The organism is Ramlibacter sp. AN1015, assembly GCF_037726105.1.
Lineage (GTDB): Bacteria > Pseudomonadota > Gammaproteobacteria > Burkholderiales > Burkholderiaceae_C > Ramlibacter.
On record NZ_JBBJUM010000001.1, the window covers coordinates 88,170 to 102,451 of the forward strand.

Below are 14,282 nucleotides of genomic sequence, written 5' to 3' on the forward strand. Positions count from 1 at the left end.
CGCAGCGGTCGGATAGTCCACGTTCAGCCCGGATCCACCAGCTCGACGCGGTAGCCGAAGCCGCGGATGGAGCGCAGTGCGACACCGTAGGGCTCGAGCTTGCCGCGCAGGCGGGAGATGTAGACCTCGACGGCGTTGGGCGTGATCTCCTTGTCCCAGCCGGTCAGCGCCTGCAGGAGCTTGTCCTTGCTGGCCGGCTTCGGGGCGTTGAGCAGCAGGTACTCCATCACGGTCCACTCGCGCGGGCCCAGCTCGATGGGCACCAGCTCCTCGCCCTTGCGCCCACCAGCGCGGCGCGCCGCGGTGTCGAGCTCGATCGGACCGAAGGTCAGCACGGCGGAGGTGGCCGCCTGCGAGCGCCGCAGCAGCGCACGCAGCCGCGCCAGGAGTTCAGGCAGCTCGAAAGGCTTGACCATGTAGTCGTCGGCTCCGAGGTCCAGCCCCTGCACCCGGTCCTGCAGGGCGTCACGCGCCGTGAGGATCAGCACCGGCATCGCGGCGCTGGCGCTGCCCGCCTTGCGCAGGCGTCGCGTGAGCTCGAGGCCGGTCATGCTCGGCAGGCCGATATCGACGATGGCGGCGTCGAAGGTCTCCTTCTTGAGCACCTCCTCCGCCCGCTCGCCGCTGCCGACCCAATCGACCGCGTATCCCGCATCCGTCAGCCCCAGCTTAATTCCGCTGGCCACCATCAAATCGTCTTCCACGAGCAGCAGTCGCATAGTCAGCCCATCCTTCGGCGCGAACGTAGCAGACCTTTGAGTTATCCGAAAGAGTTAAAACGCTCAAAAACGAGAACTTCACACTAGCAGGAAGCTAGTGCGAGCGGATCATCGTGCCGAAGGCCTGCTCGGTGAGGATCTCCAGCAGCATGGCGTGGGGCACCCGGCCATCGACGATGTGCACCGAGTTCACGCCACTGCGGGCGGCGTCGAGCGCACCGGCGATCTTGGGCAGCATCCCGCCCGAAATGGTCCCGTCGGCGAAGAGCTCGTCGATCTCTCGGGCCGTGAGGTCGGTGAGCAGCTTGCCGGTCTTGTCCAGCACGCCGGGCGTGTTGGTCAAGAGCAGCAGCTTCTCGGCCTGCAGCACGGTGGCGAGCTTGCCCGCGACCACGTCGGCGTTGATGTTGTAGCTCTCGTTCTGGTCGCCAAAACCGATGGGGCTGATGACGGGGATGAACTGGTCGTCCTGCAGCGCCTTCACCACCGACGGGTCGATCGAGACGATGTCGCCCACCTGCCCCACGTCGTGCTCCTTGCTCGGATCGGTGTTGTCGATCATCTTGAGCTTTCGCGCGCGCATCAGCCCGCCGTCGCGCCCCGTGAGCCCCACCGCCTTGCCCCCAGCCTGGTTGATCAGGCCCACGATGTCCTGCTGCACCTCGCCGGCCAGCACCCACTCCACCACCTCCATGGTCTCGGCATCGGTCACGCGCATGCCCTGGATGAACTGGCCCTTCTTGCCGAGGCGGTTGAGGGCCGTCTCGATCTGCGGCCCGCCGCCGTGCACGACCACCGGGTTGATGCCGACCAGCTTGAGCAGCACCACGTCCTCCGCGAAGTCCGCCTGCAGCTCCGGATCGGTCATGGCATTGCCACCGTACTTGATCACCATGGTCTTGCCGTGGAACTTGCGGATGTACGGCAGGGCCTGGGCGAGGATTTCGGCCTTGTCGCGGGGGGCGATGGTGGGGGGGGAGGACATGGAGGAGGCGCCGCGAAGTCGGTTGAGACGGCAAATTGTGCCGTATGGCGCTGGTGTAGTATTCCGGTCCTCATCCGCTATACGAGCCTCGCCCGCTGGCAGGGCCATGCTCAAGCTTTCATGACCGCGCCTCGAGTTCGAGCGACGCCTGCACCGTCGTCATCCCCCGACCTTTCGCTGACAGACCTCCTGCTGTTCGTCTGGCAGCACCGATTCCTGATCCTTGGGCTGCCGATTCTGCTTGCGGTTCTCGCATACCTGGGCAGCCTGTTGCTTGCGCCGAGCTATCGGGCCACAAGCACGATCGCACCCTCGGCAGGTACTCCGGCCTTCGTTCTCAAGCGAGTGGCAGACAGCGACCTGGTCCGCAGCAGGATCTTCGCCGAACTGAATTTCGCCGAACGCCACGGCGCGCAAAGCGAGCCAGAAGCGGCGCTGATCTACAGCCGTTCGATCGCGACGAACGCCAGCCGGGACGGCATGCTGTCCATCAGCGCCGACGACCGGGAGCCGGGGTACGCGGCCAAGCTGGCGGACCGGATTGCGCAACTCACGATCGGCACAGCCCATGACCAGCGCCTGTCCGCTAGCGCGAAAACGCTGCAGAAACTGCGCGCGCATGCCCAGCAGCTTGGGAGCGAAGCTGAAGAATTGGAGGCGGGTCTTGCAAAGGTCGGGATTACGAACTGGCGCAACGTACTGTCGCCGAACGAAGCCGCTGTCATCCAGGTGGTGGCCGACCTGCAGGCCGAGAGCAACCTGCGAAGCGGCACACCCGCGGGCCCTAACGAGAGCACCCTGCTGTTCAACCTCGTTCAAGACCGGCTTGCCGGTCTTCAAGGTCAGCTCGTAGGAAAGCGCGTGGGCGAAAGCGGTGCTGTCCTGACGCCGGCTGCCTTCGAAGTTCTCAAGGAGCTGTACTACGCGAGCGCCCTGCGAAAACGCATTGCGCGGCAGATCGAGGCGGCGGAAAGGGAGCAAGTCGAGGAGATCCGGTTGGCTGCACCGGCTGCCGTGCCTTTGCGGCCTCAGCATCCGCGGCCGGTCTTCAACGCCGCCCTCGGCGCCGCGCTGGGCCTCGCCATTGCGTTGATCGTGGCGCTCACACGAGAGCGCCGGCGAAAGTCGGCTGCGCAGTTGGGATTAGTCGATGAGCCAGCCGCCGTTCCAGCTGCACCCCGCGCGCGCTCAGCGAATTAGGTGGCTTTCTCGTGCTGCGGAAACAACAGACAGCAGCCGTCGGCGAAAGCCTCGCTTCACGGCTGATTAAGATTCAGGCCCGTCGCACCGGCAGACCGGCAGCCGCGCGGGTGTATTGAGGCCATAGAAGGCGAACAAGTTCCGAATATGTGCCGACGCGAGTGCATGGCCCCCGGCTTGCACGCCGCCGAAATCGACACGCCATACCAAGGGCCCCCTACGAAATGATCGATCTTGGAAATAGCACGATTGCCGTTGTTGGGCTGGGCTACGTCGGCCTGCCGTTGGCCGTCGAATTCGGCAAGCAGCGGCCCGTCGTCGGCTTCGACATCGACGAAGGGCGCATCCGCGAATTGCGCGATGGCCACGACCGGACGCTGGAAGTGTCCGCGCAACAGCTTCTCGAAGCTCGATTCGTCAAATACTCGTGTGTATCGGCGGACCTGCGCCAGGCCCAGGTCTTCATCGTGACCGTGCCGACGCCGATCGACACCGCCAACCGCCCCGACCTCACGCCGCTGATGAAAGCGAGCGAGACCGTGGCCGGCGCGCTGAAGTCGGGCGACGTGGTCATCTACGAGTCCACGGTCTACCCTGGATGCACCGAGGAAGTCTGCGTCCCTATTCTCGAGCGGATCTCCGGCCTGCGCTTCAACGTCGATTTCTTCTGCGGCTACAGCCCGGAGCGGATCAACCCCGGGGACAAGGTGAATACGCTCACCAAGATAAGGAAGATCACGAGCGGCTCCAGCGCTGAGGCAGCCGCTGCCATCGACGAACTCTATCGCTCGGTGATCACCGCAGGCACCTTCCCCGCGGCAAGCATGAAGGTGGCCGAAGCGGCAAAGGTGATCGAGAACACGCAACGCGACCTCAACATCGCACTCGTGAACGAGCTGTCCGTGATCTTCGAGCGACTCGAAATCGACACCCTCGAAGTGCTGGAGGCTGCGGGAAGCAAATGGAACTTCCTGCCGTTCCGCCCGGGCATGGTCGGGGGCCACTGCATCGGCGTGGACCCCTACTACCTGACCCACAAGGCGGAGCAGGTCGGCTACCACCCGCAGGTGATCCTCGCGGGCCGCCGAATCAACGACAACATGGCGCGCTACGCCGCTCGCAACGTGATCAAGCGGATGTTGAACAACGGAATCGATGTTGCACGCAGCACCGTCGGCGTGCTGGGCATCACCTTCAAGGAAAACTGCCCCGACATCCGCAACAGCAAGGTCGCGGGCCTCGTGCGAGAACTGCAAAGTTGGGGCGTGAACGTCGTCGTCACGGACCCGCTCGCCGACCGGGCAGAGGTGCACGAGGAATATGGTATCGAACTGGGCGAGCTCACGCCCCGCCGGCCAGTGGACTCGCTGATCATTGCGGTCGGACATTCCGAGTACCGGGCGATGGACATCGCGCAACTGAAATCGCTATGCCGTTGGGAGCACCAGCCGGTGGTGGCCGACCTGAAGGGCCTCTACGACCGCCACCAACTCGCCGCCGCAGGCTTTTCCGTCTTCCGCCTCTGATTCCCATGAAAAACTTCGCCCTCATCGGAGCTGCCGGCTACATCGCGCCCCGGCACATGCGCGCCATCCAGGACACCGGCAACCGCCTCTCGGTCGCTTACGACATCAACGATTCGGTGGGAATCATCGACAGCATTTCCCCGCAAAGCGAGTTCTTCACCGAATTCGAACGCTTCCACGAGCACGCCTGGCAACTGCGACGCGATCCCGGGAGGGCCCTTCACTACGTCTCGGTGTGCAGCCCCAACTATCTGCACCATGCGCACATCGCTGCCGGGCTGCGGCTCGGCGCCGACGTGATCTGCGAGAAGCCGCTGGTGCCCACTCCGTCGCTGATAGACGAACTGGAACGCGTGGAGCAGGAAACCGGCCGCCGTGTCTACAACATCCTGCAGCTGCGGCATCACGAAGCCATCCTGGCGCTGCGGGAGAAAACACGCGCCGCCCCAGCGGACCGCAAGTTCGACGTCGAGTTGACCTACATCACCTCCCGCGGTAAGTGGTATGCGGAGAGCTGGAAGGGCGACCCGCGCAAATCCTTCGGGGTGGCCACCAACATCGGCGTGCACTTCTACGACATGCTGCACTTCATCTTTGGCAGCTTGCAGCGCAATGTTGTGCACTACAGCGGCACCGAGAAGGCGGCGGGCTACCTTGAGTACGAGCGGGCGCGGGTGCGGTGGTTCCTCTCCATCGACGCGAACGACCTGCCGCCGGAGGTCAAGGGCAAGAAGCCGACCTTCCGCCGCATCGACATCGATGGACAACTCCTCGAATTCAGCGAGGGCTTCACGGACCTGCACACGACGAGTTATCGGGAGATCCTGGCGGGCCGCGGATACGGACTGGCCGATGCCCGCCACTGCATCGAAACCGTGGATGTCATTCGCACCGCGAAGGCCACTTCCGGCGAAGGCAACGAGATGCATCCCATGGCCTGGAATCTGCGCTGAACCCATGTCCGCAACCATCCATCCGAGTTCCTTTGCAGACCCCGGCTGCCAGATTGGCGAGGGCACGCGCATCTGGCACTTCTGCCATGTCAGCAGCGGCGCCCGGATCGGCCAGCACTGCTCGCTCGGCCAGAACGTCTATGTGGGCAACGACACCGTGATCGGGAACAACGTCAAGATCCAGAACAACGTGTCGGTCTACGACGCAGTGACGCTGGAGGACGACGTCTTCTGTGGGCCGAGCGCGGTCTTTACCAACGTCTACAACCCGCGGGCGGCGGTGGCGCGCAAGGACGAATACCGGCGCACGCTCGTGCGCCGGGGAGCCACCCTGGGTGCGAACAGCACCATCGTGTGCGGCGTCACGATCGGCCGCTATGCCTTCGTCGCCGCTGGAGCGGTGGTCAACCGCGACGTTCCCGAGTTCGCGCTGGTCGCGGGCGTTCCGGGGCGGCACATCGGCTGGATGAGTCGGCACGGCGAACGTATTCCACTGCCTGTGCATGGCACCGGCGAATACGAATGCCCGCACACCGGAGACCGTTACCGGCTGTCGGGTGAGCGCTTGCACTGCGAATTCCGCAGCCTCGCCGCGCCCGCGGACGACACAGCTGAAAGGCCATGATGGACTTCATCGACCTCAAGTCGCAGTACGCAGCGCTGCGCGAGACGATCAACACCCGCATCCAGGCGGTGCTGGACCACGGCCAGTACATCATGGGGCCCGAGGTGTTCCAGCTCGAGGAGCAGCTGGCTGCATACACCGGCTCGCGCCATTGCATCACCGTGTCGAGCGGCACGGAGGCCTTGCTGATCTCGCTGATGGCGCTGGGGTTGCGCCCCGGCGACGAGGTGATCACGACGCCGTTCACCTTCGCCGCCACGGCCGAGATGATCGTGCTGCTCGGCGCGACCCCTGTGTTCGTCGATGTGGAAGCAGACACCTGCAACATCGATGCGCGGCTCATCGAAGCCGCGATCTCGCCGCGGACGCGGGCCATCATGCCCGTGAGTCTGTACGGCCAGGCGGCCGACATGGACGAGATCAACGCGATCGCGCAGCGGCACGGCCTGCCGGTGATCGAAGATGCAGCGCAAAGCTTCGGTGCCACCTATCGCGGACGTCGCAGCGGCAACCTGAGCACGCTCGGCTGCACCAGTTTCTTCCCGAGCAAGCCGCTCGGCTGCTATGGCGACGGCGGCGCGATCTTCACGAACGACGACGCCCTCGCGACCGCTTGCAAGGAGATCCGCGTCCATGGCCAAAGCGCTCGCTATACGCATACGCGCGTCGGCGTCGGCGGACGGATGGACACTCTGCAGTGTGCGGTGGTTCTCGGAAAGCTCGAGCGCTTCGATTGGGAGGTCGAATCACGTAAACGCATCGGAGCCGCGTACAACGAGCTCCTGGCGGACGTTGCCGGCGTGCGGCGGCTCGCAATCCGATCCGATCGCGACTGCGTCTGGGCGCAATACACGGTTTTCGTGGAGAACCGGGATCTGGTTCGCTCCAGCCTGGCCGAATTGTCCATTCCGACTGCCGTCCATTACCCGATTCCCTTGCACCGGCAACCCGCATATGCGGTGTTCGCAGTGCCGGGAATGTGCCCGGTCAGTGTCGAGTGCGCCGAAAAGGTCATGAGCCTACCCATGAGCGCGGATCTGCGCGAAGCGCAGATGCATCAGGTGGTCGGCGCACTGCGTAGCTGTGCCTTGATCCGCTGACAGCCGACCATGGCCCATGCCGGGTTCGCCAGGAACGTTCTCACGCTGCTGAGCGGGACCACCTTCGCCCTGGCTGTGCCGGTGCTGCTGAGCCCTGCGCTATCAAGACTCTTCACGCCTGAGCACTTCGGACAACTGGCGCTGTTCGTTTCCATCTCCGCGATCGGCGCCGTCGCGGCCACGGGGCGCTACGAGCTGGCGGTCCTTATTCCTCGGCGCGAACAGGTAGCGTTCGCCTTGCTGACCATTGCCGTGTTGCTATCAGGCGCCTTCAGTCTGTTCATCCTGGCGGTACTCGCGGGGCTTTTTGTCGTGGCGCCGGATCTCCTGGCGTGGGTGGGACCGACGCCCATGTGGCTGCTCCTGTTGCCCGCATCCATATTCTTGACTAGCTCTCTGCAGGGCCTCGTGTACTGGCAGACGCGGCAGGCCGGCTACTCGGTCATCGCGCAGGCGAGAGCCGCGCAGGCGCTGGCCATGTCGGCGATGGCACTGGCAGCCGGCTGGATCGGCTGGGTAGCAGCCGGCCTGATCGCGGGGCATGCTTTCGGCTCCGCCGTTGCCGTGGCACGCATTGCCAAGACGACGGTCCAGGACCTTCGCAGGCACACGGCGAGCACCTCCTTGAAAAGCCTGCTCGCAGCGGCCCGGCACTACAACGACTTCCCGAAGTACTTGATCGTCGGGCACCTGGCGAACATGGCGTCGAGCCAAATGCCGGTTCTGCTGTTGACGGCGGTCTACGGCACGCGAGTGGGTGGGCTCTACGCTCTGGTCGATCGGGTCCTGGTGGTGCCGTGCGCTGTCATCGCAAACGCGATTGGCGAGGTCTACCGGCACGAAGCCGCGCGTCAATACCGATCGACCGGCGCCTGCCTCGATCTGTTCATCCAGACCACCCGCAAGCTTGCGCTGCTGGGTGCCGTTCCCGCGCTGTGCGCCATCGTGGCGGCCGAGCGCGCCTTTCCGATCGTCTTCGGTGTCCAGTGGGCGGAGGCGGGGCCCATTGCAGCCATGTTGGGCGTGATGGTCTTTTTCCAGACGCTCGGCTCGCCCATGAGTCAGACGGTCTTGCTGGCCGGCATGTACCGGCTCGATTTGGCTTGGCAGATCGGCCGCGTTGTTGTCGCCGCAGCCGCGTTCGCGGCAGGCCACCACCTGGTCGGCGGCTACCTCGGAGCGATCGGGCTCTACATCGTTGCGTTCGCCGTCTTCTATCTCGCGCACCTGGCGCTCCAGTACCTTGCCGCTCGCGGCAAGCACCTGGGCCGGGCAGCCGAGCCGCGCATCGGCTCCGCCGGTATCGCAGGGAGGCGCAAGTGACCGACAACGTCGCGATGGCCGCGTCGCCGCAGCATCCCGCGGAGTCCGATGCGCACGCCACCTGGGCCGAACGGCTGCTCCACCCCCGCTATGCGCTGCGTGTCTTCTGCGCCGCCCTGTTGATCGTCTATGCGCTGGTGCCGCTGGGGGTGTATGCGACGTCCCTCGAAAGGACGGAGCACCTGACGCTTGCCTTGATCACCGTGCTGGCCGTGGCGGCCATGGTGATGGGTTCGAAGTTCCCGTATTTCGACAAGCAGATGAAGCGGTCATCAACCCGGCTCGTGGTGGACCAGACTGCCTTCATCGCGGTCACCTGGACCGTGTTCCTGCTTTTCGTACTGGTGACGGTGGTGACGGCGCCCTCCATCCCCATCGTCAGCGCGCTGCAGGGAGCGGATCCGAACACCCTCAGCGAGGAAAGGGGCGATTTCCTCAAGCGCCGAGAAGGCGCCGGCATTGCGCTCCTCTATATCAGCACCTTTCTCGTGAATACGGTTGTGCCGTATACGTTGGTGCTGCTGTATGCGCGTCAGGCGCGTTTGCGGCACGCGGCCGCAGCGACGTTCTTCATGTACTGCATTAGCTTCATGCAGAAGGCTTTGTTTCTGAACCTTGTACTTCCGTTGCTGGTGCTGCTGGCGATCAGAAGCCGGCTGAGGGGCAAAACGCTGAGCCTCGCCCTGGTCTTTTCCACGGTGGTGCTATTTGGAGCAACAGCTCTTTCTGTCGCCGACGGTCCCGACGCAAGCAGCCAGCCCGGAAACTATCTTTCTGCTCAATACGAACCCACGGGTCCTCTCGACTACTTCATCTGGCGCGCCGTCGCAGTGCCCACCTTCACAGCGACGGACAGCTTGGTCGTGCACCGCGATCAGTTTGGCGGTCACTCGCTGCACGGCGCAACGAGCAACTTACTCAGCTGGATCTTCAACCTGGAGCGGGTCAATATCGAGCGCTTTGTGTTCGAACATCAGTTCGGTTCCTGGAACGAGATCGCCAACGCGAACGCCGTCTTCACAACCGATGCGTACGTCAATTTCGGATGGCTCGGCGTCGTGGTGTTCGGCATCGCCGTCGGAATGCTGTTCCGCCTATTCCGCAGATCCGATGACGTCGGAATCGAGTCCCTCTGGCCCCTATTCGCTTTCTCCCTGTTCTCGGGTCCCTTCATCGGAACCCTCCTGAGCAACGGGTTCATCTACGTGGTTTTCCACGCCTTGTTCGTAAGGGTCAAGCCGGCACAGCGACGGCGCCTCACCCCTGATGCAAACGACACCGCATGTCCCTGATGAAGCCAGTCCACGAAGCCGAAGTTCGACAGCATCCGCCTGAAGTGTCGGTTGTGGTAGCGGCACGAAATGAAGCGAAGCACCTGCACGAGGCCTTGGAATCAATACTTCGGCAAGACGGAGTGAGCTTCGAAGTCGTGTTTGTAGACGACCACTCCACGGACGACACGCTCGCGATAGCTACGGCCCTGATGCCCGCCTATTCCCATCTGAAGGTGGTGCGCAATCCTGGCCGGGGCAAGTGCGCGGCGTTTAACTACGGCGTTGCACAGGCAACCGGGCGATTCGTTTGCATCTTCGCCGGCGATGACATCATGCCCGCCGGAAGCCTCGCTCTTCGCTGGTCCCAGGTGCGCAACTTGTCCGATGTTGCGCCCGCGGTCGGCCTGAGCAAGCTGAAAACCTTCTCGTCGATTGCGAAATTCGACGGCCATGTCGTCCCGCGTGCACCGGGCAAAGGGGCGCTCAGTGGTGTCTCGCCACTCATGAACAGGCCGGCCGTGAGCATGATCTTCCCGGTACCCGAGTCGCTGCCCAACGAGGACACCTGGATGGAACTGGCCATCCTCCACTTCCATGGCTGGACCATCGTTCACTCGGACGTGATCTGTTGTTGCTGGCGCGTACACGCTGGCAACAGCATCAACATGAGCCTGCCGTTCCAGGAGTACAACAAGAAATTGACCTCGCGGATGGCAGCTCTGCGCCTGTTCTACGTCAAGTACAAGGACATGCTCACCATGGAGAACAAGCTTCTGCTCGAGGCGAAAGTCCAGTGTGAGGAACGTCGTGCAGGCGGCAGCGTGATCGGGGTCATTCGATCCCGGGTAGCGCTTATCGACAAGCTGCGCGCACTCTCCGTGACGAACTCCTTCATGTACGGCGTTCGGAGCCGACTTTATGGACTGCTGAGCGGCTGGTAGCACTTTCTACCCCATCAACAGCCCCTCCGATAATTACGATCATGCAACCGTACCGAATCTGCGCCAACTGCATCATGGACACCAGCGACTCGAAGATCACCTTCGACTCGCGCGGCTGGTGCGACTACTGCAACAACTACCACAGCAACATCCTGCCGCACTGGCACCCCGATGAGCGCGGAATGCGCGAGCTGGAGCCGGTGCTCGAACAGATCCGTCGGCACGGAAAGGGCCGCGACCACGACTGCCTCATCGGCATCAGCGGCGGCGTCGATAGCTCGTACGTCACCTACCTCGCCAAGGCCAAGTTCAACTTGCGGCCGCTGCTGTTCCACGTGGACGCCGGCTGGAACTCCCAGCAGGCGGTGAACAACATCGAGAAGCTGGTGGACGGCCTCGGGGTCGATCTGCACACCGAGGTGGTCGATTGGCAGGAAATGCGCGACCTGCAGCTGGCGTTCTTCAAGGCCGCAGTCCCGCACCTGGACACACCACAGGACCACGCCTTCTTCGCGGGCCTTTACAACTTCGCCGCCAAGCACGGCTTCAAGTACATCCTCACCGGCGCGAACTACTCGACCGAGTGCGTGCGCGAGCCGCTGGAGTGGCACTACCACGCGTCGGACCTGCGCCAGCTCAAGGACATCCATCGTCGTTTCGGCACCCGCTCTCTCAAGACCTTCCCCACCGCGGACATCCTGAAGTTCAAGCTCTACTACCGCTACGTCAAGGGCGTGCAGGTGGTCAAGCCGCTAAACCATGTGCCGTACTTCAAGGAAGCGGCCATGCAGGAACTGGTCGATAAGTACGGCTGGCAGAAATACGCGCACAAGCACTACGAGTCGCGCTTCACGCGCTTCTACGAAGGCTACTGGCTGCCGACGAAGTTCGGATACGACAAGCGCCGCGCCCACTTCTCGAGCCTGATCCTCACGGGGCAAATGAGCCGGGAGGAAGCGCTGGCGAAGATCGCCGTGCCGGCCTATGACGAAGAGACGCTGGCGCAGGACTTCGAATACATCGCCACCAAGCTTGGCCTGACGGTGCCCCAGCTCCGCGAGCTGATGGCTGCGCCGAACAAGACCTACCGGGACTACGCCAACTCCATGACCATCATGGAACTCGGCACGCGGGTGCTGCGCGCGCTCGGCGTTCAGCGAGCCATCATCAGATGATCACCATCGTCGATTACGGGCTCGGGAACATCAGCGCGTTCTCGACCATGTACAAGCGCATGGGGATCGCCACGCGCCGGGCCACCCAGGCCGCCGAGCTCGAAGGCGCCACCCACGTGATCCTTCCGGGCGTCGGCTCGTTCGACCATGCCATGCACCTGCTGCAGGCGTCGGGCATGCGCGAGCCGCTCGACGAACTGGTGCGCCAAGGTGAGGTGCCGGTGCTGGGCATCTGCGTGGGCATGCAGATCCTGGCGGACTCCAGCGACGAAGGTCGCGAGCGTGGGCTCGGCTGGGTTCCGGGGCGGGTGCGCCACCTCGCGTCGCAGCCCGCTGCGGCGAACCTGCCGATGCCGCACATGGGCTGGAACGACGTGATCCCGCAGCCTGGGGCGCCGCTGTTCCAGGGGCTGGACGGTGACTGGCGCTTCTACTTCCTCCATTCGTACTATTTCGAGCCCGAGGACGGGGCAGATGCCGCGGCGGCAGCCGGATACGGGCTCGACTTCTGCTGCTCGGTGCAACGTGGGAAGGTTTTCGGCGTGCAGTGCCATCCGGAAAAAAGCCACCACTGGGGTGCGGCCCTGCTGCGCAACTTCGCGGAGCTCTGAGATGCTGCGACCCCGCATCACTCCCTGCCTGCTCGTGCACGAAGGCGGTCTCGTGAAGACCGTCGCGTTCAAGAATCCCAAGTACGTAGGCGACCCGATCAACGCCGTGCGCATCTTCAACGAGAAAGAGGCCGACGAGCTGATCGTCCTGGACATCGACGCGACCGCACGGGGCCGCGAACCCGACTACAAGCTGATCGCCGACCTTGCTGCCGAATGCCGCATGCCCCTGTGCTACGGCGGCGGCGTGCGCACCGCGGAACAGGCCAAGCGGATCATCGGTCTGGGCGTGGAGAAGGTTTCGCTCAGCGCCGCCGCGATCGAAGACCCGGGCACCGTCACCCGCATTGCCGATGCGGTCGGGCGCCAGAGCGTGGCCGTGGTGATCGATGTGCGCAAGCGTGGCTTTCTCGGTCAGGCGCTGGAGGTGTGCACGCACAACGCGACGCGCGCACATCGGGGCGACCCGATCGAGCTGGCGCAGCGCATGCAACAAGCCGGCGCCGGCGAGATCATCTTCAACTCCGTAGATCGCGACGGACAGATGAAGGGCTACGACCTGGCCACCGCACGCAAGTTGCGCGAGGCGGTCCAGGTGCCCATCACCATACTGGGCGGCGCCGGATCGCTGGACGACCTCGTAGCGCTGGTGCGCGAATGCGGCGTCGTCGGCGCCGCGGCCGGCAGTCTCTTTGTATTCAAAGGCCAGTACCGGGCGGTGCTGATCAACTATCCCAATCCCGCGCGCAAAGACGAATTGCTGCGCGCCGCAGTCCCCGCGCTCGCGGAGAAAAGGATCGCTTAGATGTTCGACAACGACACCCTGCTCATCACCGGAGGCACGGGCTCTTTCGGCAACGCGGTGCTGCGCCGCTTCCTCGACTCGGGGCTGAAGGAGATCCGCATCTTCAGCCGCGACGAGAAGAAGCAGGACGACATGCGCAAGCGCTACAACAACTCGAAGCTGAAGTTCTACGTCGGGGACGTGCGCGACGAGCGCAGCGTCCGTGCGGCGATGCGCGGCGTCGATTTCGTTTTCCATGCGGCCGCGCTCAAGCAGGTGCCGTCGTGCGAGTTCCATCCAATGCAGGCGGTGCGCACCAATGTGCTGGGCACCGAGAACGTGCTGAACGCAGCCATCGATGCGCGGGTCAGGCGCGTGATCTGCCTCAGCACCGACAAGGCCGTCTACCCGATCAACGCCATGGGCATTTCCAAGGCCATGATGGAAAAGGTGATGGTCGCGACCTCCCGCAACCTCGAAGGCAGCGGCACGGTCATCTGCGGCACGCGCTACGGCAACGTCATGGCCTCGCGCGGCTCGGTCATTCCGCTGTTCGTGGAACAGGTTCTGGCGGGCAGGCCGATCACGGTCACGGACCCGAGCATGACCCGCTTCATGATGACCCTGGCCGACGCCGTGGAGCTGGTGCTGTATGCGTTCGAGCACGGCAGCAACGGAGAGATCTTCGTCCAGAAGGCGCCCGCTGCGACCGTCGAGACCCTGATCAAGGCCATCCTCGAACTTCTGGACAAGCCCAATCATCCGGTCATCGAGATCGGCACCCGCCACGGCGAGAAGCTCTACGAGTCACTGCTGACGCGCGAGGAGCGCGCCGGTGCGGACGATCTCGAAGGCTATTTTCGTGTCGCACCGGATGGACGGGATCTCAACTACGCGAAGTTCGTCGAGAAGGGCGAGCCGCGGATCACGCAGGCGAGCCATGGCGAGGAATACAACTCGCACAACACCACCCGTTTGGATGTCGAGGGCATGAAAGCGCTGCTGCTCAAGCTCGACTTCATGCAGAAGATCGTGCGCGGCGAGCACGCGAACCCCGAGGATTGAG

Annotated in this window: 14 protein-coding genes; 12 read left to right on the plus strand and 2 right to left on the minus strand. The window is 63.8% G+C overall.

Annotated features, from left to right (window positions below; translation table 11 throughout):
- Positions 1-23: 23 nt before the first annotated feature.
- Both WG922_RS00415 and argB read right to left on the minus strand, forming a co-directional pair.
- Positions 24-719, minus strand: a complete 696-nt coding sequence (locus tag WG922_RS00415) for a response regulator transcription factor (RefSeq protein WP_340279828.1) — start codon at positions 717-719, stop codon at positions 24-26.
- Positions 720-813: 94 nt separating this feature from the next.
- Positions 814-1,704, minus strand: coding sequence for an acetylglutamate kinase (gene argB / locus WG922_RS00420; protein WP_340279829.1), 891 nt, complete (start codon positions 1,702-1,704; stop codon positions 814-816).
- A 120-nt stretch (positions 1,705-1,824) separates the two neighbouring features.
- On the opposite strand from argB, the gene WG922_RS00425 reads away from it, so the two are divergent.
- The 12 genes from WG922_RS00425 (at position 1,825) to WG922_RS00480 (ending at position 14,281) form a co-directional block, all read left to right on the plus strand.
- A complete protein-coding gene (locus WG922_RS00425) occupies positions 1,825-2,904 on the plus strand; it encodes a Wzz/FepE/Etk N-terminal domain-containing protein (RefSeq protein WP_340279831.1) in 1,080 nt (359 codons plus the stop codon).
- A gap of 224 nt (positions 2,905-3,128) precedes the next feature.
- A complete protein-coding gene (locus WG922_RS00430; RefSeq protein ID WP_445322774.1) occupies positions 3,129-4,430 on the plus strand; it encodes a nucleotide sugar dehydrogenase in 1,302 nt (433 codons plus the stop codon).
- 5 nt (positions 4,431-4,435) lie between these two features.
- Positions 4,436-5,383, plus strand: a complete 948-nt coding sequence (locus tag WG922_RS00435; RefSeq protein WP_340279833.1) for a Gfo/Idh/MocA family oxidoreductase — start codon at positions 4,436-4,438, stop codon at positions 5,381-5,383.
- Positions 5,384-5,387: 4 nt separating this feature from the next.
- Positions 5,388-6,008, plus strand: a complete 621-nt coding sequence (locus WG922_RS00440; protein WP_340279834.1) for an acyltransferase — start codon at positions 5,388-5,390, stop codon at positions 6,006-6,008.
- A complete protein-coding gene (locus WG922_RS00445; RefSeq protein WP_340280472.1) occupies positions 6,008-7,108 on the plus strand; it encodes a DegT/DnrJ/EryC1/StrS family aminotransferase in 1,101 nt (366 codons plus the stop codon). The genes WG922_RS00440 and WG922_RS00445 overlap by 1 nt, the downstream gene beginning before the upstream one ends.
- Before the next feature lie 9 nt (positions 7,109-7,117).
- A complete protein-coding gene (locus WG922_RS00450; protein ID WP_340279835.1) occupies positions 7,118-8,431 on the plus strand; it encodes a lipopolysaccharide biosynthesis protein in 1,314 nt (437 codons plus the stop codon).
- Positions 8,428-9,723: an O-antigen polymerase gene (locus WG922_RS00455; protein WP_340279837.1), complete on the plus strand. Its 1,296-nt coding sequence runs from the start codon at positions 8,428-8,430 to the stop codon at positions 9,721-9,723. The genes WG922_RS00450 and WG922_RS00455 overlap by 4 nt, the downstream gene beginning before the upstream one ends.
- On the plus strand, positions 9,714-10,646 hold the full coding sequence (locus tag WG922_RS00460) for a glycosyltransferase family 2 protein (protein ID WP_340279839.1): 933 nt from the start codon (positions 9,714-9,716) through the stop codon (positions 10,644-10,646). Before WG922_RS00455 ends, WG922_RS00460 begins: the two co-directional genes overlap by 10 nt.
- Positions 10,647-10,687: 41 nt before the next feature.
- A complete protein-coding gene (locus tag WG922_RS00465; protein ID WP_340279840.1) occupies positions 10,688-11,821 on the plus strand; it encodes an N-acetyl sugar amidotransferase in 1,134 nt (377 codons plus the stop codon).
- Complete coding sequence (hisH, locus tag WG922_RS00470; RefSeq protein WP_340279841.1) at positions 11,818-12,432, plus strand: imidazole glycerol phosphate synthase subunit HisH; 615 nt, start codon at positions 11,818-11,820, stop codon at positions 12,430-12,432. Before WG922_RS00465 ends, hisH begins: the two co-directional genes overlap by 4 nt.
- A gap of 1 nt (position 12,433) precedes the next feature.
- Positions 12,434-13,237 (plus strand): AglZ/HisF2 family acetamidino modification protein, encoded by an 804-nt coding sequence (locus WG922_RS00475; RefSeq protein ID WP_340279842.1) that lies wholly within the window; start codon positions 12,434-12,436, stop codon positions 13,235-13,237.
- Positions 13,238-14,281, plus strand: a complete 1,044-nt coding sequence (locus tag WG922_RS00480; RefSeq protein WP_340279843.1) for a polysaccharide biosynthesis protein — start codon at positions 13,238-13,240, stop codon at positions 14,279-14,281. It abuts the gene before it with no gap.
- The last annotated feature ends 1 nt before the right edge of the window (position 14,282 follow it).

Coding starts and splice junctions, on each gene's coding strand:
- WG922_RS00415 (WP_340279828.1), bottom strand. CDS start 719: ATGCGACTGCTGCTCGTGGAAGACGATTTGATGGTGGCCAGCGGAATT.
- argB (WP_340279829.1), bottom strand. CDS start 1,704: ATGTCCTCCCCCCCCACCATCGCCCCCCGCGACAAGGCCGAAATCCTC.
- WG922_RS00425 (WP_340279831.1), top strand. CDS start 1,825: ATGACCGCGCCTCGAGTTCGAGCGACGCCTGCACCGTCGTCATCCCCC.
- WG922_RS00430 (WP_445322774.1), top strand. CDS start 3,129: ATGATCGATCTTGGAAATAGCACGATTGCCGTTGTTGGGCTGGGCTAC.
- WG922_RS00435 (WP_340279833.1), top strand. CDS start 4,436: ATGAAAAACTTCGCCCTCATCGGAGCTGCCGGCTACATCGCGCCCCGG.
- WG922_RS00440 (WP_340279834.1), top strand. CDS start 5,388: ATGTCCGCAACCATCCATCCGAGTTCCTTTGCAGACCCCGGCTGCCAG.
- WG922_RS00445 (WP_340280472.1), top strand. CDS start 6,008: ATGGACTTCATCGACCTCAAGTCGCAGTACGCAGCGCTGCGCGAGACG.
- WG922_RS00450 (WP_340279835.1), top strand. CDS start 7,118: ATGGCCCATGCCGGGTTCGCCAGGAACGTTCTCACGCTGCTGAGCGGG.
- WG922_RS00460 (WP_340279839.1), top strand. CDS start 9,714: ATGTCCCTGATGAAGCCAGTCCACGAAGCCGAAGTTCGACAGCATCCG.
- WG922_RS00465 (WP_340279840.1), top strand. CDS start 10,688: ATGCAACCGTACCGAATCTGCGCCAACTGCATCATGGACACCAGCGAC.
- hisH (WP_340279841.1), top strand. CDS start 11,818: ATGATCACCATCGTCGATTACGGGCTCGGGAACATCAGCGCGTTCTCG.
- WG922_RS00475 (WP_340279842.1), top strand. CDS start 12,434: ATGCTGCGACCCCGCATCACTCCCTGCCTGCTCGTGCACGAAGGCGGT.
- WG922_RS00480 (WP_340279843.1), top strand. CDS start 13,238: ATGTTCGACAACGACACCCTGCTCATCACCGGAGGCACGGGCTCTTTC.